The sequence below is a fragment of the Nocardioides sp. LS1 genome (assembly GCF_003865225.1).
Lineage (GTDB): Bacteria > Actinomycetota > Actinomycetes > Propionibacteriales > Nocardioidaceae > Nocardioides > Nocardioides ginsengisegetis.
The window spans coordinates 822,891-848,276 of sequence record NZ_BIFF01000001.1 but is presented as its reverse complement, the minus strand read 5'-3'; the positions used below and the strand labels follow the sequence as shown (position 1 = coordinate 848,276).

Here is a 25,386-nt window from a genome sequence, read left to right as displayed (position 1 = left end):
CGTCGCTCACTTCTTGCCCCGCTTGGACTTCGTCTGACGGCTCGGCTGCTGGCGACCCGACGCACCGCTGTCACGCACGGGCCCACGGGCCTGCGGCGTGATCCGGCCACGACCGGCGGCCTCGGGGGTGCGCGGTGCTGCCACGGGAGCGGCCTCCTCGGACCGGACCGCGCCGCGCCGCTCCTCCGGCGAGCCGGGCTCGGCCTGGACCGGCATGTCCTCGGTGAAGGCGGGAACCGACGCGTAGCGGTCGGCCTCCTTGATCTTGCGGGCCGCGTCGCGCTTCTCGGCCTGCATGACCTCGGACTCCCCCGCCTTCATCTGCACGAGCAGCGGGGTGGCGATGAAGATCGAGGAGTAGGCGCCCGCGGCCATGCCGACGAACAGCGCGAGCGCGAGGTCCTTCAGCGAGCCCGACCCGAGCTGGACGGCGCCGACGTACAGGATCGCGCCGACCGGGATGAGCGCCACGAACGAGGTGTTGATCGAGCGCACCAGGGTCTGGTTGACGGCGAGGTTGGCCGCGGCGGCGTACGTCGTACGGCGCTCCCGGAGGTTCTTGGTGTTCTCGCGGACCTTGTCGAAGACCACCACCGTGTCGTAGAGCGAGAAACCGAGGATGGTGAGCACACCCGTGACCGTGGCCGGGGTGACCTCGAACCCGGACAGGGCATAGACGCCGACCGTGATGAGGACGTCGTGGGCCAGCGCGACGATCGCCGCGACGGACATCTTCCACTCACGGAAGTAGGCCCAGATGAAGAGCACCACGAGGACCAGGAAGACCACCAGGCCGATCAGCGACCGCTTGGCGACCTCCTTGCCCCAGCTCGCGCCGATTTCGTCCTGCGACAGGGCGTCGGGCTTGGCGTCGACGGTGTCGAGGATCGTCTTGGAGACCGTGGCGCTCTCCGCGTCGGTGAGCGGCTCGGTCTGCACGATGATCGTGTTGGTGCCGGAGGTGGTGACCACCGGGGACTTGGCGTTGTCGATGCCGGTGTCGGCGACGGCGGCACGGAGCTTGTCGGCGTTGTCCTGGGTGACCTGGCTGCTCTCCAGGTTGACCTTGTACTGGGCACCACCGACGAACTCGATGCCCATGTCGAGGCCCTTGAGGGACAGGCCCCCGACGGCGAGCAGGACGATGACCCCGGACAGGGCGTACCAGAGCCACTTGCGACCGATGAAGTCGATCGAGCGGCGGCCGGTGTACAGGTCGTTGCCGAGACGCGAGAACTTGCCCATCAGGCCCTCCCTCCCACGGTGATGCGGTCGATACCGAGGTTCTCTGCGTCCAGGCCGGAGAGCTTGTGTCCCTTGTTGAAGAAGGGGCGCCGGGCCAGGAGCGAGACCATCGGATGGGTGAACCAGAAGAAGATCGCCAGGTCGATGACCGTGGAGAGGCCCAGCGCGAACGCGAAGCCCTTCACGACGCCGGCGGCGAAGATGTACAGGACGACGGCGGCCAGCAGCGAGATGCTGTCGGCGGCCAGGCAGGTGTTCCGCGCGCGGACCCAGCCGGCCTCGACCGCGACGCGCATCGACTTGCCGTCGCGCATCTCGTCACGGATGCGTTCGAAGAACACGATGAACGAGTCGGCCGTGATGCCGACCGCGACGATCAGGCCCGCGATGCCCGGGAGCGACAGCGTGAATCCGGCACCCTTCGAGAGCAGCAGCACCATGGAGTACGTCGTGGCGCCGGCCACCAGCAGCGAGGCGATGACGACGAGCCCGAGGCCGCGGTAGTAGACGAGGCAGTAGAGCATCACCAGGATCAGGCCGGCGATGCCCGCCGTGATGCCGGCGGAGAGCTGATCACCCGCGAGCGAGGGACCGACCGTCTCGACGGACGTGCCGTTCTTGTCGAAGGCGATCGGCAGCGCGCCGTACTTCAGCGACGTGGCGAGGCTCTGGGCGGTCGACTCGGTGAAGTTGCCCTCGATCTGGGCCTGGCCGTTGGTGATCAGGCCGTTCATCGTCGGGGCCGAGAGGACCTGGCCGTCGAGCACGACCGCGAACTGGTCCTGGGTGCCGTAGAGAGCCTTGGAGATCTTGGTGAACTCGTCGGTGCCGGTGCCGTTGAAGGCGAGCGAGACGACCCAGTTGACCTGGTTGGACGGGATCTGCGCGGACGCGCTCTTCAGGTCGGTGCCCTCGATCATGGCGGCCGAGAGGAGGTACTTGATCCCCTGGTCGTCACACGTGATCAGCGGCTTGGAGGAGTCGTCCTCGACGATCGGCGCGGAGCCGTCGGTCGGGCACTGGAACTTGTTGTAGGCAGCCACCGACGCGGCGTCGGGGTTGTCCTTCCACTTCAGCGGGTCGCCGACCAGGTCGCCACCGTCCGGCGCCGGCGTGGCCGACGGGGTGGAGGAGGCGCTGTCCGAGGGGCTGGCCGACGCGCTGGCCGAGGGGCTCGCGGACGACCCGGCCTTCTTCTTCCCGTCGAGCAGGAAGGGGGCGCGGTTCTTGCCGCTGGACTTGGGCTTCTGGGAGGCCTTCGCCGACGGGCTCGCGCTGCCCGAAGTGCTGGGAGTGGGCTGCGTGGTCACGCCGGCGCCGGGGTCGGTCGCCGGGGCGCCGCCGCAGGAGGCGTCACGCGTCGAGCAGGCCACGAGGCGGAAGCGCAGCTGCGCCTGGCGCTTCACGGTCTCGACGAGGTCGCGCCGGCTCTCGCCGGGGATCTCGACGACGATGTACTGGTTGCCCTGCGTGGTCACCTCCGCCTCGGAGACACCGGAGCCGTTGACCCGCTGGTCGATGATGTTCGCGGCTTCCTTGAGGTTCTCCGGGGTGGGGTTGCCGGTCGCCGTCAGGGTGATCCGGGTGCCTCCCTGCAGGTCCAGGCCCAGGGCGGGCTTCCAGGCGCCACCGAGGGCCACCAGACCGTAGGAGATCGCCAGTCCGAGGAAGAACACCGCGAGGGTGCGTCCCGGGCGAGCGGTCTTGCGTGCCATGTCAGTTCTCCTCCGGCTCGAGGTGCTCGAGCCCTGGGTTGGCGACCGATCCGATGGCGCCGCGGGCGACCTTGATGGTCACCCCGTCGGCGATCTCGACCCGGACGTGGTCCTCCTCCGTCTCGCGGAGGGTGCCGAAAATGCCCGAGGTCAGCATGACCTCGTCACCGGTCTTCAACGCTTGCTGCATCGTGGCGAGTTCCCGCTGACGCTTGCTCTGGGGCCGGATCAGCAGGAACCAGAACAGGAGGGCGATGCCCACCAGGGGCAGCAGGGAGACGATCTCCGGCACGAAACAACCTCTCGACCGTGCAGAAATGGGTGTGGGCAGCCGGGACGGGCCGACCGACGGGCAAGCATAGCCGCGACTGTGATCTGGGCCGCTATCGGTGCCTGCCCGTTGCAGAGTCGTTGTGAACGACCCCGGATCACTCCTCGAACAGGGGCTCCTCGACCGCCTGCGGGGCGGTCGAGGCCGGCGGCGTGAGGCCGAGGTGGAGCCATGCGGCGGCCGTGGCGACCCGACCGCGGGGGGTCCGGGCGAGGAAGCCGTTGCGCACCAGGAAGGGCTCGGCGACCTCCTCGACGGTCTCGCGCTCCTCGCCGACGGCGACCGCGAGGGTCGACACGCCGACCGGTCCCCCGCCGAAGCGGCGGCAGAGCACGTCGATCACCGCCCGGTCGAGCCGGTCGAGACCGAGCTCGTCGACCTCGTAGAGGTCGAGCGCCGACCGGGCCACGCCGAGGGTCACGACGCCGTCGGCGCGCACCTGGGCGTAGTCGCGGACGCGACGCAGCAGGCGGTTGGCGATCCGGGGCGTGCCGCGTGACCGCGAGGCGATCTCGGCGGCGCCGTCGGACGTCAGCTCGACCCCGAGCAGTCCGGAGGAGCGGTGCACGATGAGGTCGAGCTCGTGCGGCTCGTAGAACTCCAGGTGGCCGGTGAACCCGAACCGGTCGCGCAGCGGCCCCGGCAGCAGCCCGGCCCGCGTGGTCGCGCCGACGAGGGTGAACGGCGGGATCTCCAGCGGGATGGCCGTGGCGCCGGGCCCCTTGCCGATGACCACGTCGACCCGGAAGTCCTCCATCGCCATGTAGAGCATCTCCTCGGCGGGCCGGGACATGCGGTGGATCTCGTCGACGAACAGCACGTCGCCGTCGTTCATGCCGGAGAGGATCGCGGCGAGGTCGCCCGCGTGGGTGATCGCCGGGCCGCTGGTCAGGCGCAGCGGCGTGGCCATCTCGTGGGCGATGATCATCGCCAGCGTGGTCTTGCCGAGCCCGGGCGGACCGGAGAGCAGCACGTGGTCGGGGGCGCGGCCGCGCTGGCGGGCCGCCTCGAGCACCAGGCCGAGCTGCTCCCGCACCCGCGACTGGCCCACGACCTCGTCCAGCGTGCGGGGGCGCAACGCCGCCTCGACCGCACGCTCGTCGCCCTCGGCCTCGGCGGCGGTCAGCGACCGGAGGTGTTGCTCCTCGGCGGCGTCCAGGTCCTCGTCGTACATGGATCAGGCCTTGCTCAGCGACTGGAGTGCGGCGCGCAGGAGCGAGGGTACGTCGGGGCTGGGGCCGGCAAGGTCGGACACGGACTCGACCGCCTTCTCGGCGTCACGCGCGGGCCAGCCGAGCCCGACCAGGCCCTGGTGGACCTGGTCGCGCCAGGGCGCGGCGCCGGCGTGAGCGCCGATCGAGCGACCGCCGGTGGGGACGCCGATCCGGTCCTTGAGCTCGAGGATGATGCGCTGGGCGCCCTTCTGGCCGATGCCGGGCACCCGGGTCAGGGTCTTGACGTCGTCCGAGGCGATGGCGCGGCGGAGGTCGTCGGGTGCGAGCACTGCCGTGATCGCCTGCGCCACCTTGGGTCCGACCCCCGAGGCGGTCTGCACGAGCTCGAAGATCTGCTTCTCGTCCTCGTCCGCGAAGCCGAAGAGGGTCAGGGAGTCCTCGCGGACCACCATGCTCGTCGGCAGCGTCGCCGCGTGCCCGGGCCGGAGACTCGCGAGGGTGCCGGGGGTGCACATGAGCTCGAGCCCCACTCCCCCGACCTCGAGCACCGCGCTGTTGAGGGTGACCGCGGCGACCTGGCCGCGCACGAACGCGATCACGACGTTCTCCTTCCGGCGGCGGCGAGCGCCGCGTCGATGCGGGCCTGCGCGCCACCCCGCCAGATGTGGGTGATGGCCAGCGCCAGCGCGTCGGCGGCGTCGGCGGGCTTGGGCGGGGCGTCGAGGCGCAGGATGCGGGCCACCATCGCCCCGACCTGCGCCTTGTCGGCGCGGCCGTTGCCGGAGACCGCGGCCTTCACCTCGCTCGGTGTGTGCAGGGCGACGGGCAGGCCACGCCGGGCCGCGCACACCAGCGCGATGCCGCTCGCCTGGGCTGTCCCCATGACCGTGCTCACGTCGGAGCGCGCGAAGACTCGCTCCACCGCGACCGCGTCGGGCTGGTGCTCGTCGAGCCAGGCGTCGATGCCCTTCTCGATCGTCACCAACCGTTGCGCGACCGGCAGCTGGGCAGAGGTGCGCACGACGTTGACGTCGATGAGCGTGAGCGGACGACCGACCATGCCCTCGACCACGCCCAGCCCGCAGCGGGTCAGGCCGGGGTCGATCCCCAGCACGCGCATCGGTCGCATCCTGCCGCCTTCCGTCCGAACATCTGTTCGGAGAACACGCTAACCGTGACGGACGGCGTACGGCGGGGCGACACGCGGCTCAGGCGTCCTCCAACTGCTCCATGATCTCGTCGGAGACGTCGAAGTTGGCGTAGAGGTTCTGGACGTCGTCGAGGTCCTCCAGGACGTCGACGAGGCGGAACATCTTGGCCGCGGCGTCCTTGTCGAGCTGGACCTGCATGTCCGGGACGAACTGCGCGTCGGCGGAGTCGTAGTCGATGCCGGCCGCCTGCAGCGCCGTGCGGACGCCGACCAGGTCGGTGGCCTCGGAGACGACCTCGAAGGAGTCACCCAGGTCGTTGACCGCGTCGGCGCCGGCCTCGAGGGTGGCCTCGAGGAGGTCGTCCTCGGTGATGGTCTTGCCGTCCTGCTCGACCGGCACGACGACGACGCCCTTGCGGTTGAAGAGGAAGGACACCGAGCCCGGGTCGGCGAGCGAGCCGCCGTTGCGGGACATGGCGGTGCGGACCTCCATGGCGGCGCGGTTCTTGTTGTCGGTGAGGCACTCGATCAGCATCGCGACGCCGGCCGGGCCGTAGCCCTCGTACATGATCGTCTGGTAGTCCGCGCCACCCGTCTCCGCACCGGAGCCGCGCTTGACGGCGCGGTCGATGTTGTCGTTGGGGACCGAGGACTTCTTGGCCTTCTGGATGGCGTCGTAGAGCGTGGGGTTGCCGGTGGGGTCACCGCCGCCCATGCGGGCCGCGACCTCGACGTTCTTGATCAGCTTGGCGAACATCTTGCCGCGCTTGGCGTCGACGATCGCCTTCTTGTGCTTCGTGGTCGCCCATTTGGAGTGGCCGGACATGCTTCCCTACCTCAGCTGCTTGCGCTTACGACTGCCGGACGAGATCGACGAAGTAGCGATGGACGCGATCGTCCGCGTCGACCTCGGGGTGGAACGAGGTGGCCATCAGGTGGCCGGCTCGAACCGCGACGATCCTACCTGCGGCCTCCCCCGACTGGATCGTCGCGAGGGCCTCGACACCCGGGCCGAGCTGCTCGACCCACGGCGCGCGGATGAACACCGCGTGCACCGGCGCGTCGAAGCCGTCGAAGTCGAGGTCACCCTCGAACGAGTGCACCTGCCGCCCGAAGGCGTTGCGCCGCACGGTGATGTCGAGGCCGCCCAGGGTCTCCTGGTCGTGCGCGCCGTCCTCGATCCGGTCGGCCAGCATGATCATCCCCGCGCAGGTCCCGAACGTCGGCATCCCGCCCCGGATCCGCTCCTGGAGCGGCTCGAACAGCTCGAACGTCCGGGCCAGCTTCGCCATCGTCGTCGACTCACCACCGGGAATGACCAGCCCGTCGCACTGGGCCAGCTCCGACGGGCGACGTACGCCGATCGCGGCGACGCCGATCTCCGTCAGCATCCGGAGGTGTTCGCGGACGTCGCCCTGGAGGGCGAAGACGCCGATGGTCCGTGGGGTCGTAGGCACCCGTGGATCGTAGGGTGCTGCCCTACGCAACCGTGAAGGTGATGCTCTGTGTTGTCACATTGCCGAAGTTGTCAGTGACCTGGATGCTGAGGGTGTAGGAGCCGGCCGCACCATACGCTGCGGTGGCGGTCCCGTTGACCGACCAGTTGTTGCCCACCACAGTCGCGTTGCGCCACTGCGTGGAGCAGTTCGAAGCATTCCATCCGTTGTTCCAGCACGTGGTCGTCGCTCCGACCGTCCGACGGAAGTCGAACTGCGTCGTGATGGGCGCCGACACATCGGTTCTGGTGCCACAGGCGGGCGCGGCGGCGCACGAGGTGCCAACGCTGGTCGCGTTCCTTGGGACGCTTGCCGCGTCGACAGGCGCGGTAAAGGCGAGCACGGGCAAGTCGATCTCTCCGCAGGTTGCAGCCTGATTGTTGCCATTGGTCCTGAACTTCCACGTTGTCGTGGCGTTCGATTTCCAGGCGGTGTAGGCGGTTGGGTACCCCACGCCCGTGACGGTGACCAACTTGTTTCGGTTGCCCACCGGAGTGGCGAAACTGATCGTGAGCTTCTTGTCTGTGCCAACGTCTGTGATCGCTGACGTCGCCACAATGGGAGAAATCGTGATGTCGTAGCCCAGCGTGGGCGCGGCGTTCGCCGGCCAGGTGTAAGCAACTGTCTGGCCGGTCGAGTCCGTGCCCAACGCGCACGTCTGGCTGTAGGTGGGTGCGGGAACTGTGTAGCTGGCTGCGGTCACACCGTTGAAACCCGCGTCGTCGCTAAAGTAGGCCCCCGTGTCTTGGGCAGGCGTGGTCCCGTGAAGCACCGTCCCCACGAGGACAAGGGCCACTCCAGCACCCAGCGCATTGCCCTTGCCGGCACCGGGGCGTCGCGACGGGGAACGCAGCGCGAGGAGAACCAGCCCACCCGCGAGGAGTCCGCCCAGGAAGACACCCGCGCGACCGGAGGTCCAGGCGACGACGTAGCCGGCGTACGGCACGTCGAAGACGACCCGCTCGGCCTGCCCCACGTCGTAGACCTGCTGGTCAACCGTGCCGTTGGCGTCGCCCTTGAGCGTGAGAAGAGCGTGTGCGCCCTTGGGCTGGATCTCCACGATGCGGTGCGTGACCCGGGTGCCGTTCAGGGTCTTGACGCTCACGATCTGCCCGACCTCGAGATCAGTCGCCGGCACCGTGTGCGACAGGGCGAGGGCACCCGTCGCGATCGTCGGCTCCATCGAGCCGGACCGCACGATCAGCGGTTTGACGTGGAGGACCAGCCCCGCGAGCAGGAAGAGCAGGCAGACCGTGCCAAGGACGGCGCCGACCGTCAGCGCCACCTCTTGCGAGGTGGCGCCGACCCTGCGCCAGTCAGGGCGCTTCACGGCAGGGTCACTCCGACCTGGGCAGCGGTGAAGGAGAACGCTGCCGACGTGGTCTTGGTCTGGAAGGAGTTGTCGGTGGCGAGCGGCAGGGACGCCACGACGCACATCCATTCAGCGGCGCTCGCCAGGAGGGGACGAGCCGTGGAGACGACGGTCTTGCTCGTGTCCAGAAGCGCGGCAGTGAACGTCTGGGTCGGTGCGGGAGTGCCGCCCGTGCAGGAGCCGGTTCGGGTGCCCAGCAAAGCCGAGCCGGTGTTGGTCGCCGGGGTGGTGGCATCCTGAGCGCCGTCGTACACGGCGAACTGGACGGCGCCGTTCAGCGCCCCCGTCGCCAGGCCCGAGACCTTGTAGGTCAGCGGGGTGACACCGGAGTTGCTGACCTTGACCGCCCACGCGTAGCTCTCCCCGGGGATCAGGTTGGAGACCGTGAAGCCGACCGGGCTGTACGTCCCGCCCGTGCCGTCGGTGGTCGTGTTGGTCGCCGCGTCGAGCCTGAGGTCGATACTGCCGGACGTGAAGCTGCCGCCCTGGAGGGTGGCGTTGTCGGTCCAGTACGCCGTGGTGCCCACCGCACCGATACCGGCGACGATGCCCAGGCTGAGGAAGGCCCGGACCCGGACCGACGAGACCAGGGACCACACGTTGGTCGCGAACTTGTTCATGCCCGCGCCTCCTTCCAGGAAGCCAGCTCGGTCAGGCGTACGGCGATGTCGAAGCGCAAAGAGCGATCCATCGATCTCGCCCCAGCGTCGGGCAGCAACCGGACACGAACCTTCACCGGCACCACCTCGCCACGGTGAGCGAGCATGTGGACCACACCGGTCCGGCCGGCGACGCGCACCGGGGTCCACGCTCCGTTGGCGAAAACGCTCATGCGCAGCCGGCCGGCCTCGAGCCACCTGGTCGGGTCGCTGACGGTGAACGTCACCCGCAGACGGGCGTCCTCGCCGCTCTGGTTGCGGGCATAGAAGGTCCGGGTCTCGTCGTCTCCAGGCACCCAGCGCGCTCCTCGCGAGAACAACGGCTTGGTGAGGTCGGTCGCCCAGATCCTGCCGGTGCTGCTCAGGACCAGCTTGGGCCAGCTCTTGGCAGCCGTGGCCGGCGCCAGCGTCAGGCTGAGGGCGACCATCACCACGGCGAGGAGTGCGGCCACCCGGGGGGTCATGTCCTCACATCCACCGGTTGGTCTGACTGCCCGGCGGCAACCGGCTGCTCGATGTGGAGCACGACCGGCTTGCGCCGTCGCTCCTTGATCGCGCCGCGGAAGTTCGCTCCGGCATATCCGATCAGACCAAGCACCACCAGGATGCTCAATGCCTCGCGCTGCTGGCTGGTGACGAACGAGGTGACGTATCCGAGGTACGGGATGGAGTACCAGCGCTCGCCCTTGACCTGGACGGGCAGCACCCAACTGGCGTCCATCGCATCGTTGGCGTCCCCCTGGGTGCGCCACCGGGCCTGTCCGGTGGCGTCGATGCCTTGAGCAACGACGCGGTGGGTCACGACCGTCGGGTCTCCGGACTTGATCTGGTAGGTGATCACATCACCCGGTCTGATCTGGTCCTGAGCAACTGGGCGAACCACCACCAGGGTGCCGGGAGGCATCGTGGGCGTCATCGAAGACGTCTCAATGACGTAGGGCGTGGCGCCGGCCAGACGCGGCACGATCAGCGCCGCGGCGAGCACCGCAGCGACAAACAACATGACGAACCACGACAGGACCGTCAGCGACCACCGAGCGGTCTCAGCAACTCTGCTCATGGATGGCTCACCCTTTCATCACCGACCCGGATCGTGACGCTGCTGCCCCTACAGGTGCGAACGGCGATCAGTTCGGGTTGTCCTGGGTGAGCGTGACGGTCAGGGTGTCGAGCGTGGACGTGATTCCCTGCGTGTCATTGGCATTCACCGGAGGGATACCGGCCTCGTCGGTACCGAACGGCACAGTGACCACGTACTTGATCGTGATCACCTTGTTGTCGTCGGCGGACGTCACGTGGTCGCCGTCGACCAGATCGGCGGTGCCGAGCTTGTACGTCGTGACCACATCAAGATCCAGGCTCGGTGAGGCCGGGGACGGCGTGTAGGTCACGGTGGTGGGTGCATCCAACGTTGCCGAGAGGTTGTCGCCTGTCGCGTCCAACGTCGTCGTGCACTGCTTCGTGAGCACGTCGCCCGGCACAATCAGAGCAACGGTTGCACCTGCATTCGCGGCGCCAGCGTTATAGACCCAGTTCGTGTCACACGTCGGGTTGGTCAGGCTCAGAGTTCCGGACGCGAACGAGCCACCGTTGACATCGCCCGTAGCCGTCCAGTAGGCAAGCGACCCGGCTCCGCCCAGCAGCAGCGAACCTGCCGCAGCGGCCGCCAGTGCGCCCTTGGTTGCCTTCTTCATGGTGGTTGCCCCTCACCGGTGTCCCCGAGGAGCTCACCGAGTGGTGGCCCCTTATCGGCGACTCTCGGGTGCACGCGAGGGAAAAGACATAGTTGTTACTCAGACGTGGATCTCCTGTGGAGAAGACTTGTCCACGCGTGGCCGGGGCGTGGGACGGGTGTTACTCGCGTGACGAAGCCCCGACGACGGTCGTCCACACCGCCGGGAGGAAGCTGAGGCCGACGAGGAGCGCCCAGAACCACGCCGGGATCTGGGGGTCCATGCTGACCGCGTAGCTGCCGTGCGGGTCCGCACGACGGACGTCGACGCTGGCGACCTGCCCGCTCCGCACCACCGCCGAGTCGGCGCCGTCCCAGCTGCTCATCCGGATGGGGAAGACACCGGTGCCGACGTACGACGCTCGCGCCCCTCCCCCGTCGATCGGCACGAACGCGAGCTGCTCGGCCTGGACGAGGGGCTGGTAGATCATCAGTGCCGCGGTCAGCGCCAGGGACGCACCGCCCACCACGACCGAGAGCCGCCACGACCGTCGCACGACACGGACGAGGAGGGCGATCACGAGGGCGCCGAGCAGCAGCACCGGAGCCGCCTGCACGATCCAGCCGATGCCGCGCCAGACATGGACCACCCGACCGACGACGTCGGACGGCTCCACGCGCCAGGGGTCCTTGCCGCTGATGGCGCCCTGCGTCGACAGCGTGCCGTCGTCGTGGACGGCGCGGACCAGGTGGCTGTAGGTCTGCTCGGGATGGCCGGGAGGGTGGAAGGTGATGAAGTCACCGGCTCGGAGGTCGCCTGCGTCGACGGGGCGCACCCACAGCAGCGACCCGACCGGCGCGCGGGTGCCCATCGACGGAGACTCGACCCGCTCGAGGTGGCCGCCGGTGACCCGCCATCCCACGACGGACGCGAGCCCGAGGACGACGACCGCGAGGAGCAAGCGGCTGACGACCCGACTGACGCGGCGCGAGTTCATGCCACGACCACTGCGTCGGCGCCGGTCCAGGCGAAGGCCAGCGACCACGGGCTGCCGGTCGGCACGGACTCGACGGTCCAGCTGATCGGAACGTAGAGGCGCAGCCCCGCGGCGTCGGGGTCGTACGTCGAGCCGCGGCTGATCGTCAGCGTCGACGACTGACTCCCACCGGCGGCTGGCGCGGCGACGGGTCGCGACGAGTTGTCGGCAAAGGTCCCGAGCCCGAGACCCGACACCGGTGTCGACGCCGGCGAGGTGAACGACCAGGTGACGTCGAACATCGTGCACGGCGAGGCGGTCGTGCCGGGGACGGTGCCGGCGAACGTCGTGGTGCCGGTGTCGTCGAGCTTCCACTGCTCGGTGGCGGAGGACGCGAAGGTGTCGAAGGCCGTCTGGGAGGCGGGATTGGTGGACGGTGCGTTCGGTGCCTGGCTGGTGTGGAAGACGACGAAGTTCGACAGCGATCCCGCGAAGTAGTTGCTCAGCCCGGTCCCGTAGGGGCGCGCGGCCAGCGGAGACCAGCCGAGGTGCCAGTAGCCGGTCGAAGAGGTTCCTCCGAGGCCGACGCCGGCACTCGGGCTCCCGGACACGCCGTCGACGTAGAGCCTCCATGTGGTGGTGGTGACAGTCAGCACGGAGGTGACGTCCACCCGGGCGTAGGCGAAGTGCCACTCGCCGTCGTTGAAGGTGCCCGGTGGGGAGCCCGTGGCGGACGTCGCGCTGTAGCCGAAGCCCAGGCGGCCGGCTGCGTCCATGTAGAGGAGGTGATCCACGTTGGCCGTGCTCGTGGTGTCGGGTTTGTCGGTGAACCCGAACAGGGCTCCCCCGGCTGTGCTGGTGGTCTTGAACCAGACACCCCAGCCGTAAGCAGCTCCGAGGCTGAAGCCCGAGGGGGTCGACTGCTGAGTCACGGCCGCCGCGAAGGCAGTCGAGCCATCGAGGGACATCGCCCTGGATCCGGTCCACGGACCCGCCGCCTGAAAGCTCGTGGCGTAGCGCGGGAGCAGGGGGTTGGCGTTCGATGCCTTGGCATTGGCGAGCTGCACCGGCGCACACGAGGACGCCTTCACCGCAGCCGAGAGCCGGCCGCTCCCCAAGTCGCCCAAGTTGCTGATGGTGTCCGACCCGACCATCGAGCCGGCGCAGGTCTGGGTCCCCGACACGCGAGGCCCGGCCGAACAGGACGTCGATCCGTACGCGTGGGTGAAGGCAAGCGAGGCTGCCCTCGCGGAGCCCGGGTCGTTGGCGAGGGTGGACACGGTCCAGCCCGACCGGGTCGTCCCAGTGGCGAGCCACGCGGTGAGCAGGGCGACCACCGCCGCGACCACGAGGGCCCGCAACGGACTCGGCAGCCGGACCTGAGTCACTTCACCAGCGTCCAGGTCATCGGCTGGGTGACGGTGACGGCCTGGTCGAGCACGTTGGCCGAGCCGCTGAGCGCCACGGTCAGCCGGCAGGTCGCCGATCCGTTCGCGGCGAGGGCACCCGTGTGCGTCAGCGTGGCGCCGATGCTGGCCGGGGCGACGGCGGACTGCACGAGGTCGGTCCACGCAGTCCCCGAGCTGTACGTCGATCCGGCCGAGCAGCTGATCGCCACCGTGAGGTCACCATTGGTGCAGACGTTGGCGACGGCCGGTGTCCCGGTGCCGGCGACCGGCGACTGGGTGCAGGTGCCGGGAGCGACCGCGAAGCTGGTCGCGGCCGCCGCGCCCACGTTGGCGAACGTGACGTCGACTGTCTGGCTCCCGCCAGGGGTGAGCGGAGTGCCCGTGCCGCCGTAGACGTTGATCGTGGTGCAGGTCGAGCTGTTGGTCGCGTTGGTGCTGGAGTAGCAGTCAACGCCGCCCGAGCTCTCCTTCAGGATCACCGCCGTCGCGGTGGCGGCAGTGTTCGTGTCGTTGCTGACGACCGCACTGGTCCACGACGACAGCGTCCCGTTCACCGACAGCGCGAGCGCGAGCGCGCTGACTCCGCAGACTGCCCAGACGCCGGGCAGGAAGCGTGGTCGGCCCATGTCAATCCTCCCCCGAGGTGGCCGGAGCCGGATCAGGTCGCGCTGAGCGTCCAGGTCAATGGCTGGCTGACGGTGGTGTTGGAGACGCTCGCGGGCGCAGTCGCCGCCAGTGAAACCGTGATCCGACAGGTGATCTGGTCATCCGGTGAGATGGTCGCGACGTGGGCGTCCTCGGCCTGGTGCGAGGGATCGTCAGCCGCCCACACGAGGTCGGTGTAGAGGTTCTGGTCGTCGTACGTCGCGCCGTCGCTGCACGTCACGGATACCTGGAAGTTGTCGTCCGCGCACAGGGTCGTGCCCGGGTCGGGATCGACGCAGGTGCCGGGAGTGAGCTTGAGCCGCGCTGCATCTCCCGAGCCTGTGTTGGTGAACGTGACGTCCACGTCGCGCGTGTCGCCGGGCGAGAGCTTGGTCGTCGTCCCGCCGAACTTGTTGATCGAGCAGGTGATCGAGTTGTCCGAATCGGCCACCGTGTCACACGTCGCGACGCCGTCGGTCTCCGACAGCGCTACCGCGAGCGCCGACTCCGCGTTGTTGGTGCCGTTGTTGATGACGGCCTGCGTCCAACTGGACAGCGTCCCGTTGACGCCGAGCACGAGCACGAGAGACGCGAGCGCCCCCGTCCCCCAGGCGACCGGTGCGAATCTGGCGCCTGCGGCGCCGCGTGCGACCTTCATTGGTTTCACCCCCGTGAGAACCCGGGGTCGCCCTCTCGGCCCCGGAACCGAGCGCTACGAAAGCCGAGACTTGAGGAAATCTTGCGAAAAGGAATGGCAAATGACCCGGACGGACCACGCCAAAGTAAAGACCGTGGCCCGATGAGGTCATCGGGCCACGGTCGAAAGGTCTAACGGGGTGAGGTCACCAACCGCGCTCGGAGAGGCGGTGCGGCTGGGGCAGCTCCTCGACGTTGATGCCGACCATGGCCTCGCCCAAGCCACGCGAGACCTTGGCGACCACGTCGGGGTCGTCGAAGAACGTGGTGGCCTTCACGATCGCCTCGGCGCGCTGCTCGGGGTTGCCGGACTTGAAGATGCCCGAGCCCACGAAGACGCCCTCGGCGCCGAGCTGCATCATCATCGCCGCGTCCGCGGGGGTCGCGATGCCGCCGGCGGTGAACAGCACGACGGGGAGCTTGCCGTTGGCGGCGACCTCCTTGACCAGCTCGTACGGCGCCTGCAGCTCCTTGGCCGCCACGTAGAGCTCATCGCCCTCGAGCGCCGCGAGCCGCCGGATCTCGGCGCGGATGGTGCGCATGTGGGTGACGGCGTTGGACACGTCACCGGTGCCGGCCTCGCCCTTGGAGCGGATCATCGCTGCACCCTCGGTGATCCGGCGCAGCGCCTCACCCAGGTTGGTCGCACCACACACGAACGGCACCGTGAAGGCCCACTTGTCGATGTGGTTGGCGTAGTCCGCGGGGGTCAGAACCTCGGACTCGTCGATGTAGTCGACACCGAGGGACTGGAGCACCTGGGCCTCGGCGAAGTGGCCGATCCGGGCCTTGGCCATGACGGGGATGGAGACGGCCTCGATGATCGAGTCGATCATGTCCGGGTCACTCATCCGGGACACGCCACCCTGAGCGCGGATGTCGGCGGGCACCCGCTCGAGGGCCATCACGGCGACCGCGCCGGCGTCCTCGGCGATCTTGGCCTGCTCGGCGGTGACCACGTCCATGATGACGCCGCCCTTGAGCATCTCTGCCATGCCGCGCTTCACGCGCGTGGTGCCGGTGTTTCCGTCTGCGGGGGTGTTCTCGACCATGCCTCGATCCTAGTGCGACACGCCCGGGCGTCTCGCATCGGGAGCGGTCAGGACGCCGCCTCGGCCAGCGCCTGCTGACGCACCACCCAGATCCGCTGGGCAACCGTGACGGTGCTCGCGACCGACAGGGCCCACAGGGCGACGTACAGCAGGATCGGGAGGTCGAACAGGCCACTGAGGCCGGTCATCACCAGGATCGCGACGAGGCGGTCGGCGCGCTCGGCGATACCGACCTTGGCCTGGAAGCCGAGGCCCTCGGCGCGGGCCCGGGCGTACGACGTCACCGAGCCCATGACCGTGCAGACCAGCGCCAGGACGAGGTAGAGCGTGCTGTCGCCCGGCCCGGCGAAGTAGAGCGCGAGCCCGCCGAAGATGGCACCGTCGCCGACCCGGTCGAGCGTCGAGTCGAGGAACGCCCCGAACTTGCTCGACTTGCCGGTCAGCCGGGCCATGTAGCCGTCGATGAGGTCGCTGAAGACGAACGCGGTGATCACCAGGACACCGGTGAGCAGCTTCCCCTGCGGGAAGAACACCAGCGCGCCGGCACAGACGCCGAGCGTCCCCACGAGCGTGACGGCGTCGGCGCTGACGCCGAGCTTGATGAGCAGGTGGGCAACCGGGGAGATGACCTTCGTCCAGAAGGCGCGGAAACGTTCCATCATGGCGCGAGCAGGCTACCCGTAGCCGGTCCCGGGGTTGGTGATCAGGCGTAGTGTCACCAGTACGGAGCCATTCAGGCTTCCGATCAGAGGACCGCACATGAGCGACAAGTCGCCGCGGCAGGGCATGACCAAGAAGACCGGCAAGTCCATCAAGGAGAAACGCGCGGACAAGCGCGCCAAGGGCCACGAGGAGACGTTCTCCGAGAAGCTCGTCACCAAGAAGAAGTGACGCTCCTGTCGCTGGGGGTCATCGGGTCCTCGGCCAAGGAGAACGAGCACCGGCTGCCGCTCCACCCGGACCACCTCGCGCTCCTCGACGCCGACCTGCGCGCACGGATCACGCTCGAGCACGGGTACGCCGCGCGCTTCGGCGTGCGCGACGAGGACCTGGCCGACGTGGTCGCCGGGTTCGCCTCCCGCGAGGAGCTGCTGACCGGCTCCGACGTCGTGCTCCTCCCCAAGCCGCAGCACGCCGACGTCGCCGCGCTGGGCCCCGGCCAGGTGCTGTGGGGCTGGCCGCACTGCGTCCAGGACACCGAGCTCACGCAGCTCGCGATCGACCGGCGCCTGACGCTGATCGCCTTCGAGGCGATGAACCACTGGACCCGCGACGGCAACGTCGGCGTCCACGTCTTCCACAAGAACAACGAGCTCGCCGGCTACTGCTCGGTGCTCCACACGATGGAGCTGGCGGGCATCACCGGAGACTACGGCCGACGGCTGAGCGCCGTCGTGATCGGCTTCGGCGCGACCGCGCGCGGGGCGGTCACCGCGCTCAAGGCGCACGGCGTCCACGACGTCGCGGTGCTCACCAACCGCCAGGTCGCCGCGGTCGGCTCACCGATCCACTCTGTGCGGATCCGGCAGTTCGACCACGACCCCGACTCCCCCCGCGTCAGCCACGTGATCACCGACCGCGGCCGCGAGCCGCTGGCGGCGTACCTCGCGGAGAACGACATCATCGTCAACTGCACCCTGCAGGACACCGCGGCTCCGCTCATCTACCTCGGCGAGGAGGACCTCGGCGCGTTCCGGCCCGGGAGCCTGATCGTCGACGTCTCCTGCGACCTGGCGATGGGCTTCACCTTCGCGCGCCCGACGACGTTCGACGAGCCGACCTTCGACGTCGGCAACGTGCACTACTACGCCGTCGACCACACCCCGTCGTACCTCTGGAGCTCGGCGACCTGGGAGAACAGCAACGCTCTCATCCCGTTCCTGCGGCCGGTGCTCGAGGGCGGGGCGTCGTGGGACGCCAACGAGACGCTCAGCCGGGCCATCGAGATCCGCGAGGGACGCATCGTCAACCCGCGGATCCTCGACTTCCAGGGGCGTCTCGCGGCGCACCCCCACCTGGTCTCCTGACGGCTCACACCAGCTCGGGCAGCCTCAGGTGGGCCACGACGACGTCACACTCGGCCACGTCCAGTACGTCGACCCCCGCGTCGCGGAGTCCCGCGTCGCGGATCGCCCAGCTGCGCTCGCGGCTGGCCGCCAGCGACTCGGCGCTGTCGTAGACGGTGGTGTTGCAGGCGCGGCCGTTCTCCCGGTCGACCAGCAGGCTGGCGCTGCAGAATCCCGCCAGTGACTCCATCTCGGGGATCATCGCGTCGCGGTAGATCCCGATGCCGCGCTCGACGTCCCCGTGGTTGACCCGCAGCCACGTCACCCGGCAGCAGGCACCCGCGGTGACCATGTGCCGCCGGTGCATGACCGCGACCTCCCACTCGGCGAGCTCGGGCGTCGCGCCCAGGATCTCCGCGCCCCGGAGCCGGGCGTTGGCCAGCCGCGGCAGGCTGGCCCGCATGGCCTCCTTGGAGTCCCAGGAGCTGGTGACGATGCTCAGGCCGGTGTCGCGGTCCACGACCATCGACAGGCCGATGCAGCCGTCGAGACGGGAGGTGGTCGGCAGCACCTCGTCGCGGACGAAGTCGACTCCCTCGTCCTGACGGTCGGCGTCGCCGTGGAACGTGATGGAACGTGCGTACATGGGTCCTCCGGTGTCATGAAGGGGCTGGCGGGCCACGGCCGGCCCCCCGCACGGGGAGGGGGCCGGCCGGGTCGCCGGGTCAGACCAGCTCGGGCACCCTCAGGTGGGCAATGGCCAGCTCGAACTCGGCGATGTCGAGGAACTCGACACCCATCTCGCGGGTGGCGGTCTCGCGCATCCGGGCCGCGTCCTCACTGGTGGCGTCGAGCGCCGCCTGCGAGTCGAACACGGCGGTGCCGCAGGTGCGGCCGCCCGCGCGGTCGATGAGGAAGCTGGCGCTGCAGAAACCGTCCATCCCCTCGAGCTGCGTCAGCACACGGGACTTCCAGAACTCGACGGTCCCGTCGAGGTCACTCGCCCGGGTCCAGGTGATCCGGCAGCAGGCGCCCGGTGAGGTCTGGTGGTCGCGGTGCATCACGGCCACTTCCCACTCCTCGACGGTGGGGGTGCCGCCGAGCACCTCGCCGCCGCGGGCGCGGTACGACGCGAGCCGGTCGCCGCTCGCGCGCATGGAGGCCTCGTCGTGCCAGGAGCTGGTGGCGATGCACTGGCCGGAGGAGCGGTCGACGACCAGCGACATGCCGGCGCAGCCGTCCATGGCCGTGATCGCCGGCATGACCTCGTCGCGGATGTAGGCGATGCCGGCGTCGATGTTGCCGGGTTCGCCCTTGATCGTGGTGGAGCGCGCGTACATCAGTAGGCCTCCTTGGGGGCATCGGGGGCGGCACCCCGACGGCGCCGCCGCTCTCGACACGATGCTCCCGACCACCCCGATGGGCAATGGCCCGGACGGGTCAGGGCGCCCCGAGGGCGTCGCAGACCTGGGCCACCGACGCGGGGGCCCCGGCGACCGACCAGACGACTCCGCCGGCCTCGACCTGGCGGGCCACGCCCCCGACGCCCCGGATGATCGCGGCCCCCGGGAGCCGGTCCCAGTCGGCGACGGTGTGCTGGAAGCTCACCCCCATCTGCCCCTGCGCGATCGCCATCGCGTCCATGGTCCCGGAGCCGAGCATCCGCAGGGTGGCGACCCCGGCCGCGGCCCGGGCGAAGGCCGCCGCGATCGCAGGGTCGTCGAAGGGCGGGTGCAGGTAGGTGGTCGCGCACGTCTCCCCCAGGGGTACGTCGACCAGCGCGGGCAGCTCGTGCCCGTTGCGCGTCGAGGGCAGCTCCGGGCCGCCGACGAAGAGGTCGTCGTCGTGCGGGTGGAACACCGCGCCCAGCAGCACGTCGTCCTCGTCGACCAGGGCGAGGGCCGAGCACCACCAGGTGAGTCCGCGGTGGAAGTTGTAGGTGCCGTCGACCGGGTCGATGACCCAGGTGCGACCGCTGGTGCCGGCCCGGTCGGTGCCCTCCTCGCCCACGATCGCGTCGTGCGGCCGCTCGGCGGCCAGGCGGTCGACGACGAGCCGCTCGGCGGCCTTGTCGGCCGCGGTCACGATGTCGGAGATCGACGTCTTGTGCTCGGCGGCCAGCCCCTCGGCGCGCATCCGCTGGGCGAGCCGGCCGGCCTCGCGGACCAGGTCGGCGGCCAGCGCCGCGTCGTCGAGGAGGTCGCTCACGCCGTCCAGGCCTTCGCCAGCAGCCCGCGGGTGTCGCCGAGCAGCTCGGGCAGGGTCTTGGTGCGCCCGATGATCGGCATGAAGTTCTGGTCGCCGGGCCAGCGGGGCACCACGTGCTGGTGCAGGTGGGCGGCGATGCCGGCTCCCGCGACGAACCCCTGGTTCATGCCGATGTTGAAGCCTCCGGCCCCGGACACCGACCGGACCACCTGCATCGCGTGCCGGGTGAGGTCGGCGATCTCGGCCGCCTCCTCGTCGGTGGTCTCGGTGTAGTCCGCGATGTGGCGGTAGGGGCAGACCATCAGGTGGCCCGGCGCGTAGGGGTAGAGGTTGAGCACGACGTAGGCGAGCTCACCCCGGTGCACCACCAGCCCGTCCTCGTCGGACAGCGTGGGCACCCGGCAGAACGGGCACTCCCCCGACGACCCGTCGGCCGGCTTGTTCTCCCCCCGGATGTAGGCCATCCGGTGGGGAGTCCACAGCCGGTCGAGGGCGTCGGGGTCACCCACGCCGTCCTGGAAGAGCCCCTCGTCGGGCAAGGCTCAGACCTGCTCGCGCGACTCGACCGCGGCGACCACGCGGGCGATCGCGTCCTCGATCGAGACGCCGTTCTCCTGCCGGCCGTCGCGATAGCGGAACGACACCGCTCCGGCCGCGATGTCGTCGCCGCCGGCGATCATCATGAACGGCACCTTCTGCAGCTGCGCGTTGCGGATCTTCTTCTGCATCCGGTCGTCGGAGTCGTCGACCTCGACCCGGATGCCGGCCTTCTGCAGCTGCTTCGCGACGTCGTAGAGGTAGTCGACGTGCGCCTCGGCGACCGGGATCGCCTGCACCTGCACCGGAGCGAGCCACGGGGGGAACGCGCCGGCGTAGTGCTCGACCAGCACGCCGATGAACCGCTCGATCGAGCCGAACTTGGCGGAGTGGATCATCACCGGCTGCTGGCGCGAGCCGTCGGGGGCGACGTACTCGAGGTTGAACCGGTCAGCGGAGGGCTGGTTGAAGTCGTACTGGATCGTCGACATCTGCCAGGTCCGGCCGATCGCGTCGCGCGCCTGGACCGACACCTTCGGTCCGTAGTAGGCCGCGCCGCCGGGGTCGGGGACGAGCTCGAGGCCCGACTCGATGCAGACGTCCTCCAGCACCTTGGTCGCGATCTCCCAGTCCTCGTCCGAGCCGATGAACTTGTCGGGCTTGGAGTCGTCACGCGTCGACAGCTCGAGGTAGAAGTCGTCGAGGCCGAAGTCGCGGAAGAGTCCGAGGCAGAAGTCCAGGAGGTGCTTGATCTCCGCCGGCGCCTGCTCCTTGGTGACGTAGGAGTGCGAGTCGTCCTGGGCGAAGCCGCGCACGCGGGTCAGGCCGTGGATGACACCGGACTTCTCGTGGCGGTAGACCGAGCCGAACTCGAAGAGCCGCAGGGGCAGCTCGCGGTAGGAGCGCTGGCGCGACCGGAAGATCAGGTTGTGCATCGGGCAGTTCATCGCCTTGAGGCGGTAGTCCATGCCGTCGACGTCGAGCGGAGGGAACATCCCCTCGCCGTAGTAGGGCAGGTGACCGGAGGTGTAGAAAAGCCCCTCCTTGGCGATGTGCGGCGTGCCGACGTACTCGAAGCCCTCCTCGATGTGCCGGCGGCGGACGTAGTCCTCCATCTCCCGCTTGATCACGCCGCCCTTCGGGTGGAAGACCGGGAGGCCGGAGCCGATCTCGTCGGGGAAGCTGAAGAGGTCGAGGTCGCGACCGAGCTTGCGGTGATCGCGGCGCTCGGCCTCCTCGATCCGGAAGAGGTGCTGCTCGAGCGCCTCCTTGGACTCCCAGGCCGTGCCGTAGATGCGCTGGAGCTGCTTGTTCTTCTCGTCGCCGCGCCAGTACGCCGCCGCCGAGCGCATCAGCTTGAAAGCCGGGATGCGCTTGGTGGTGGGCAGGTGCGGGCCGCGGCACAGGTCGCTCCACGCGACCTCGCCCTTGCGGTTGATGTTGTCGTAGATCGTCAGCTCGCCGGCGCCGACCTCCACGCTGGCGCCCTCGGCCGCGTCGTCGGACTTGCCGGAGCCCTTGAGGCCGATGAGCTCGACCTTGTAGGGCTCGTCCTTGAGCTCGTTGAGCGCGTCGGCGTCGGTCGTGACGCGCCGGTCGAACTTCTGGCCCTCCTTGATGATCTTGCGCATCGCGCTCTCGATCTTCGTGAGGTCCTCGGGGACGAACGGGGTCTCGACATCGAAGTCGTAGTAGAAGCCGTTCTCCACCGGCGGTCCGATGCCGAGGCGGGCCTCGGGCCACAGCTGCTGGACGGCCTGCGCCATCACGTGTGCGGTGGAGTGCCGCAGGATGTCGCGGCCGTCCTTGCTGTCGATCGCGACACCCTCGACCTCCGCGCCGTCGGCCAGCTCGTGGGCCAGGTCGCGCAGGGCGCCGTCCACGCGGGCAGCGATGATCGACGGGTCGTCGGCGAAGAGCTCCCACGCCTTCGTGCCCGTCGTCACGGTCTTCTCCTCACGCGCATCGGCGTGGACGAGGGCGACCTTGATGTCGGACACAGGAGTGCTCCTTGGATCGGTGGACACGGCTCGGTCGAGCCGGACCCCGCGATCGTATCCGTCGGCTCCGGGCCGTCGCCCCCCGGTTTCGGGTCACCGGTCCTACCCAATCCCGATGACCCGGTGCCGCGTCTGCCCGCGCCACTCGCCCTCGACCGGGGATGGTGACCACCTCATCTCCCCCGCGTGGGAGGAATACGTGCTAGTGGCCGGGGGACACATGTGTGACGCGACGCTGGACAAAGGATTCCGACCGGGAGCGGGCCGCCGCTGGTGGCTGAAGGTGCTGGCCAGGCTGGCGCGCACCGTAGCCGCGCCGCGCGCGTCCAGGTTCACACCGGCTCCGGGTCCGCAGCTCATTCCTGGTTGCTGAGCGCGCGTACCTGGTACGCGCTGGACGACCGGCCGGGCCCGACCCCCGACCGGGCCCGGTCGGTGCCACCCCACCTCAGCGCCTGGTGGCCTTGAAGGTCGCGTCGGCGCCGGTGCACGCCACCTGGGAGAACGTGCCCTTGGCGACCGTCTTCGAGGTGAACGTGCCCTTCACCTTGGCCACGACGATGTCGTAGTCCGGGTGCTTGATGACGTTGCGGAACGTGCCGTCGTCCTTGACCTTCACGTTCTTGAAGGTCGTGGTGGTCCCGCACGAGTCGACCACCTTGATGGACGTGATCAGGTGCTGGGTTTCGACCGCGATCTTGATGGTGCCGTCGCCGTCCGAGGTCCCCCCGGCGTACGTCGCCCCCGCCTTCGGGAGCGCGGCCGACGCGGCGGTGGCGAGCGCGAAGGTCAGTGCGACCGCGAGCACGACGAGCTTGGTGAGTCTGGACATGGATCCCCCTTGGATTCGTCCCCCGTGCCCACGAGGGTAGGAAGGCACGGCGGGCCACGACATGGCCCTCACGGGCCACGGGCGTCCTGGGGTGTGGCGTTGACCCAGGGCAAGAAAAAAGACCCGCAGGTGGGGGACTTCTCCCCCGAACTGCGGGTCCTGATGGTGGGCGATACTGGGTTCGAACCAGTGACCTCTTCGGTGTGAACGAAGCGCGCTACCACTGCGCCAATCGCCCCTGCGGTGCGGTGCGAAACCTTAGCGTATGCCCGCGCCGCCATCACATTCCGGGATCGCCGTCACGAGTGGCGGGTTGGTGCGTCTCCTCGACAGACCGGTGCACGGGGGCCGGCAGGACCGAGGAACCGAGCACCCACATGACCCAGCAGCCCGTCCCGCAGCAACCGATGTCCCAGGCACTGTCGCAGGAGCTGACCCTGCACTGCCTCGACGGCCGCGGCCGCAGCCTCGAGCTCGCGGCATCGTTCGGCTACGACCCGCGCGACCCGTACGCCGTGTGGATCACGTTCCCCAACCCCGCCGGTGACGTGCGGTGGGCGATGAGCCGCTCCACGCTGCGCCGCGGCATGACCGACCCGGCCGGCCAGGGCGACCTCCAGGCGTGGCCCAGCATCGACGAGGACGGCCGCGCCGTGGTCGTGCTCGAGTTCCACTCCCCCGACGGCCGACTGGTCGCCCAGGCCCACACCGACGCGGTGCACCAGTTCCTGACCCGCTCCCTGGCCCTGGTCCCGGCCGGGACCGAGAGCGATCACCTCGACCTCGACGGGCTCGTGGCGGCCCTGCTCGGCTCAGCGGCCCAGTAGCTCCGGCTCGCGCTTGCGCCAGGTCGCCATCGCTTCGAGCGTGACCGGCCCGGGCGCGGGCAGCTCGATGTCGTCCCAGTGCGAGACCGCCTGCACGTCGCGGGTGGTCGAGACGAGGAAGACCTCGCTGGCCCGCTCGACGACCTCGATCGGCTCGTCGACCTCCCGACCGCCGTACCACTCGAGCAGCAGCGCCCGCGTCACGCCGGCCAGGCAGCCGCTCGCCAGCGTCGGCGTCCGCAGCTCGCCGTCGAGCACGTAGAAGACGTTGGTGCCGGTGCCCTCGCAGAGGTTGCCGGCGGTGTTGGCGAAGATCGCCTCGCTCGCCCCCCGCTCGTGCGCGGCGGCCAGCGCGACGACGTTCTCGGCGTACGACGTGGTCTTCAGGCCGGCCAGCGCGCCCCGCTCGTTGCGCGGGTAGGGCACGGTCGCCACGCGCGTCGTCTCGGGCCATTCCCCCATCGCGTCCGCGACGACGATCAGGGTCGGGGGCGCGTCGCCGCGGCCGGAGCCCAGCGGCGCCGGTCCGCCCGTGTAGGTGATCCTGATCCGGCCCAGCGGCAGGTCCTGGCCCTCGAGCACGGCGGCCACCCCACGGCGTACGGCGTCGGTGTCGACCTCGGGCAGCGCGAGGCCCGCGGCGGAGCGGGCGAGCCGCTCCAGGTGGAGCGTCAGGGCGAACGGCTGGCCGTCGACGACCTTGACCGCCTCGAAGACTCCGTCGCCCACGGTGAGCCCGTGATCGGTCACTCCGACGGCCGGGGCGGTCGGGTCGGACAGGACTTCACCGTTCATCCAGGCGCGCATGGCGCCCACTCTAGGAGGGTGAACGAGCCGTGCACGGCGGGCGAACACGCCCGAGGGGGGCCGATTTTGCACGCCCGTGGGGTTCGGCTAATGTTCCTTTCGCACCGAGGCCCCCGGGCCGCGGATCGCAAGCGGACGTAGCTCAGTTGGTAGAGCGCAACCTTGCCAAGGTTGAGGTCGCGAGTTCGAGCCTCGTCGTCCGCTCGGAGAGGTCTCTCTCTTGGTTTGACCTCCACGGTGGAGTGGCCGAGAGGCGAGGCAACGGACTGCAAATCCGTCTACACGGGTTCAAATCCCGTCTCCACCTCGAACATCATCGATCCCCTTGTGGGATCGTTGTTGCTCTCGGGCGATTGGCGCAGTGGTAGCGCGCTTCCTTGACACGGAAGAGGTCACTGGTTCAAACCCAGTATCGCCCACTTCCAAACCCGCTGGTCAGAGGCACATTCCTCGGCCAGCGGGTTTCTTTGTGCCCTCTATGTGCCCGCCGGGTCGCCGTTCCGACCCGAATACTCGGGTCTGAGGGTGGTGTACGTAAGACTGGCGTCGTCATGCTCAATCACAGCAGCCGAGGG

29 protein-coding genes and 4 tRNA genes are annotated in these 25,386 nt (G+C 69.4%); 6 read left to right on the top strand and 27 right to left on the bottom strand.

Annotated features, from left to right (window positions below):
* Positions 1–6: 6 nt before the first annotated feature.
* The 19 genes from secF to pgsA all read right to left on the bottom strand — a co-directional run bounded on the left by secF (position 7) and on the right by pgsA (position 16,256).
* A complete protein-coding gene (gene secF / locus EJF31_RS03995) occupies positions 7–1,245 on the bottom strand; it encodes a protein translocase subunit SecF (protein WP_125035766.1) in 1,239 nt (412 codons plus the stop codon).
* Positions 1,245–2,960 carry a protein translocase subunit SecD gene (gene secD / locus EJF31_RS03990; protein ID WP_125035765.1) on the bottom strand — a complete coding sequence of 572 codons (1,716 nt, stop codon included), beginning with the start codon at positions 2,958–2,960 and terminating at the stop codon, positions 1,245–1,247. Before secD ends, secF begins: the two co-directional genes overlap by 1 nt.
* Before the next feature lies 1 nt (position 2,961).
* Positions 2,962–3,252: a preprotein translocase subunit YajC gene (yajC, locus tag EJF31_RS03985; protein ID WP_260430600.1), complete on the bottom strand. Its 291-nt coding sequence runs from the start codon at positions 3,250–3,252 to the stop codon at positions 2,962–2,964.
* A gap of 136 nt (positions 3,253–3,388) precedes the next feature.
* Positions 3,389–4,465: a Holliday junction branch migration DNA helicase RuvB gene (gene ruvB, locus EJF31_RS03980; RefSeq protein ID WP_125035764.1), complete on the bottom strand. Its 1,077-nt coding sequence runs from the start codon at positions 4,463–4,465 to the stop codon at positions 3,389–3,391.
* A gap of 3 nt (positions 4,466–4,468) precedes the next feature.
* Positions 4,469–5,065, bottom strand: coding sequence for a Holliday junction branch migration protein RuvA (gene ruvA, locus EJF31_RS03975; protein ID WP_125035763.1), 597 nt, complete (start codon positions 5,063–5,065; stop codon positions 4,469–4,471).
* Complete coding sequence (gene ruvC, locus EJF31_RS03970; protein ID WP_220481581.1) at positions 5,062–5,577, bottom strand: crossover junction endodeoxyribonuclease RuvC; 516 nt, start codon at positions 5,575–5,577, stop codon at positions 5,062–5,064. Before ruvC ends, ruvA begins: the two co-directional genes overlap by 4 nt.
* Before the next feature lie 97 nt (positions 5,578–5,674).
* Positions 5,675–6,442, bottom strand: a complete 768-nt coding sequence (locus tag EJF31_RS03965; RefSeq protein ID WP_125035761.1) for a YebC/PmpR family DNA-binding transcriptional regulator — start codon at positions 6,440–6,442, stop codon at positions 5,675–5,677.
* Positions 6,443–6,467: 25 nt separating this feature from the next.
* The gene (pdxT, locus tag EJF31_RS03960) at positions 6,468–7,073 is read right to left on the bottom strand and encodes a pyridoxal 5'-phosphate synthase glutaminase subunit PdxT (RefSeq protein WP_125035760.1); all 606 of its coding nucleotides are present in this window, start codon (positions 7,071–7,073) and stop codon (positions 6,468–6,470) included.
* A gap of 22 nt (positions 7,074–7,095) precedes the next feature.
* The gene (locus EJF31_RS03955; RefSeq protein ID WP_185736128.1) at positions 7,096–8,442 is read right to left on the bottom strand and encodes a signal peptidase I; all 1,347 of its coding nucleotides are present in this window, start codon (positions 8,440–8,442) and stop codon (positions 7,096–7,098) included.
* On the bottom strand, positions 8,439–9,104 hold the full coding sequence (locus EJF31_RS03950; RefSeq protein WP_125035758.1) for a SipW-dependent-type signal peptide-containing protein: 666 nt from the start codon (positions 9,102–9,104) through the stop codon (positions 8,439–8,441). The genes EJF31_RS03955 and EJF31_RS03950 overlap by 4 nt, the downstream gene beginning before the upstream one ends.
* Entirely contained in the window at positions 9,101–9,607 is a 507-nt protein-coding gene (locus EJF31_RS03945; RefSeq protein WP_125035757.1) for a hypothetical protein, read from the bottom strand. The genes EJF31_RS03950 and EJF31_RS03945 overlap by 4 nt, the downstream gene beginning before the upstream one ends.
* Positions 9,604–10,203, bottom strand: a complete 600-nt coding sequence (locus EJF31_RS03940; RefSeq protein ID WP_125035756.1) for a signal peptidase I — start codon at positions 10,201–10,203, stop codon at positions 9,604–9,606. The genes EJF31_RS03945 and EJF31_RS03940 overlap by 4 nt, the downstream gene beginning before the upstream one ends.
* 67 nt (positions 10,204–10,270) lie before the next feature.
* Positions 10,271–10,837: an alternate-type signal peptide domain-containing protein gene (locus EJF31_RS03935; protein ID WP_125035755.1), complete on the bottom strand. Its 567-nt coding sequence runs from the start codon at positions 10,835–10,837 to the stop codon at positions 10,271–10,273.
* 160 nt (positions 10,838–10,997) lie between these two features.
* Positions 10,998–11,813 carry a hypothetical protein gene (locus EJF31_RS03930; RefSeq protein WP_125035754.1) on the bottom strand — a complete coding sequence of 272 codons (816 nt, stop codon included), beginning with the start codon at positions 11,811–11,813 and terminating at the stop codon, positions 10,998–11,000.
* Positions 11,810–13,180: a hypothetical protein gene (locus EJF31_RS03925; RefSeq protein ID WP_125035753.1), complete on the bottom strand. Its 1,371-nt coding sequence runs from the start codon at positions 13,178–13,180 to the stop codon at positions 11,810–11,812. Before EJF31_RS03925 ends, EJF31_RS03930 begins: the two co-directional genes overlap by 4 nt.
* Complete coding sequence (locus tag EJF31_RS03920; RefSeq protein WP_125035752.1) at positions 13,177–13,827, bottom strand: hypothetical protein; 651 nt, start codon at positions 13,825–13,827, stop codon at positions 13,177–13,179. The genes EJF31_RS03925 and EJF31_RS03920 overlap by 4 nt, the downstream gene beginning before the upstream one ends.
* Before the next feature lie 32 nt (positions 13,828–13,859).
* Positions 13,860–14,504: a hypothetical protein gene (locus tag EJF31_RS03915; RefSeq protein WP_125035751.1), complete on the bottom strand. Its 645-nt coding sequence runs from the start codon at positions 14,502–14,504 to the stop codon at positions 13,860–13,862.
* Positions 14,505–14,688: 184 nt separating this feature from the next.
* Positions 14,689–15,594 (bottom strand): pyridoxal 5'-phosphate synthase lyase subunit PdxS, encoded by a 906-nt coding sequence (gene pdxS / locus EJF31_RS03910; protein ID WP_125035750.1) that lies wholly within the window; start codon positions 15,592–15,594, stop codon positions 14,689–14,691.
* 47 nt (positions 15,595–15,641) lie between these two features.
* Positions 15,642–16,256, bottom strand: coding sequence for a phosphatidylinositol phosphate synthase (gene pgsA / locus EJF31_RS03905; RefSeq protein ID WP_125035749.1), 615 nt, complete (start codon positions 16,254–16,256; stop codon positions 15,642–15,644).
* A 97-nt stretch (positions 16,257–16,353) separates the two neighbouring features.
* On the opposite strand from pgsA, the gene EJF31_RS22280 reads away from it, so the two are divergent.
* A complete protein-coding gene (locus tag EJF31_RS22280; protein WP_260430599.1) occupies positions 16,354–16,485 on the top strand; it encodes a hypothetical protein in 132 nt (43 codons plus the stop codon).
* Positions 16,482–17,621, top strand: coding sequence for a N(5)-(carboxyethyl)ornithine synthase (locus tag EJF31_RS03900; protein ID WP_125035748.1), 1,140 nt, complete (start codon positions 16,482–16,484; stop codon positions 17,619–17,621). The genes EJF31_RS22280 and EJF31_RS03900 overlap by 4 nt, the downstream gene beginning before the upstream one ends.
* A 4-nt stretch (positions 17,622–17,625) precedes the next feature.
* On the opposite strand, the gene EJF31_RS03895 is transcribed toward EJF31_RS03900, so the two are convergent.
* The 7 genes from EJF31_RS03895 to EJF31_RS03865 all read right to left on the bottom strand — a co-directional run bounded on the left by EJF31_RS03895 (position 17,626) and on the right by EJF31_RS03865 (position 23,415).
* Positions 17,626–18,246 (bottom strand): antibiotic biosynthesis monooxygenase, encoded by a 621-nt coding sequence (locus EJF31_RS03895; protein WP_125035747.1) that lies wholly within the window; start codon positions 18,244–18,246, stop codon positions 17,626–17,628.
* A gap of 79 nt (positions 18,247–18,325) precedes the next feature.
* Complete coding sequence (locus tag EJF31_RS03890; RefSeq protein WP_125035746.1) at positions 18,326–18,940, bottom strand: hypothetical protein; 615 nt, start codon at positions 18,938–18,940, stop codon at positions 18,326–18,328.
* Positions 18,941–19,040: 100 nt separating this feature from the next.
* Positions 19,041–19,808: an inositol monophosphatase family protein gene (locus EJF31_RS03885; protein ID WP_260430598.1), complete on the bottom strand. Its 768-nt coding sequence runs from the start codon at positions 19,806–19,808 to the stop codon at positions 19,041–19,043.
* Complete coding sequence (locus EJF31_RS03880; RefSeq protein WP_260430597.1) at positions 19,805–20,347, bottom strand: HIT domain-containing protein; 543 nt, start codon at positions 20,345–20,347, stop codon at positions 19,805–19,807. The genes EJF31_RS03885 and EJF31_RS03880 overlap by 4 nt, the downstream gene beginning before the upstream one ends.
* 3 nt (positions 20,348–20,350) lie before the next feature.
* Entirely contained in the window at positions 20,351–22,345 is a 1,995-nt protein-coding gene (thrS, locus tag EJF31_RS03875) for a threonine--tRNA ligase (protein ID WP_125035745.1), read from the bottom strand.
* Positions 22,346–22,793: 448 nt separating this feature from the next.
* The gene (locus tag EJF31_RS03870; protein WP_125035744.1) at positions 22,794–23,177 is read right to left on the bottom strand and encodes a hypothetical protein; all 384 of its coding nucleotides are present in this window, start codon (positions 23,175–23,177) and stop codon (positions 22,794–22,796) included.
* Between the two features lie 163 nt (positions 23,178–23,340).
* Positions 23,341–23,415: transfer RNA gene (locus EJF31_RS03865), tRNA-Val, on the bottom strand.
* 139 nt (positions 23,416–23,554) lie between these two features.
* On the opposite strand from EJF31_RS03865, the gene EJF31_RS03860 reads away from it, so the two are divergent.
* Positions 23,555–24,004, top strand: coding sequence for an SsgA family sporulation/cell division regulator (locus EJF31_RS03860; protein WP_260430596.1), 450 nt, complete (start codon positions 23,555–23,557; stop codon positions 24,002–24,004).
* On the opposite strand, the gene EJF31_RS03855 is transcribed toward EJF31_RS03860, so the two are convergent.
* Positions 23,990–24,811 (bottom strand): aminotransferase class IV, encoded by an 822-nt coding sequence (locus EJF31_RS03855; RefSeq protein ID WP_125035743.1) that lies wholly within the window; start codon positions 24,809–24,811, stop codon positions 23,990–23,992. The two genes, EJF31_RS03860 and EJF31_RS03855, sit on opposite strands and share 15 nt — an antisense overlap.
* Positions 24,812–24,942: 131 nt before the next feature.
* Between EJF31_RS03855 and EJF31_RS03850 the strand changes: the two genes are divergently transcribed.
* The 3 genes from EJF31_RS03850 (at position 24,943) to EJF31_RS03840 (ending at position 25,230) form a co-directional block, all read left to right on the top strand.
* A tRNA-Gly gene (locus tag EJF31_RS03850) sits at positions 24,943–25,015 on the top strand.
* A gap of 32 nt (positions 25,016–25,047) precedes the next feature.
* Positions 25,048–25,118: transfer RNA gene (locus EJF31_RS03845), tRNA-Cys, on the top strand.
* Between the two features lie 40 nt (positions 25,119–25,158).
* Positions 25,159–25,230: transfer RNA gene (locus EJF31_RS03840), tRNA-Val, on the top strand.
* Positions 25,231–25,386: the final 156 nt, after the last annotated feature.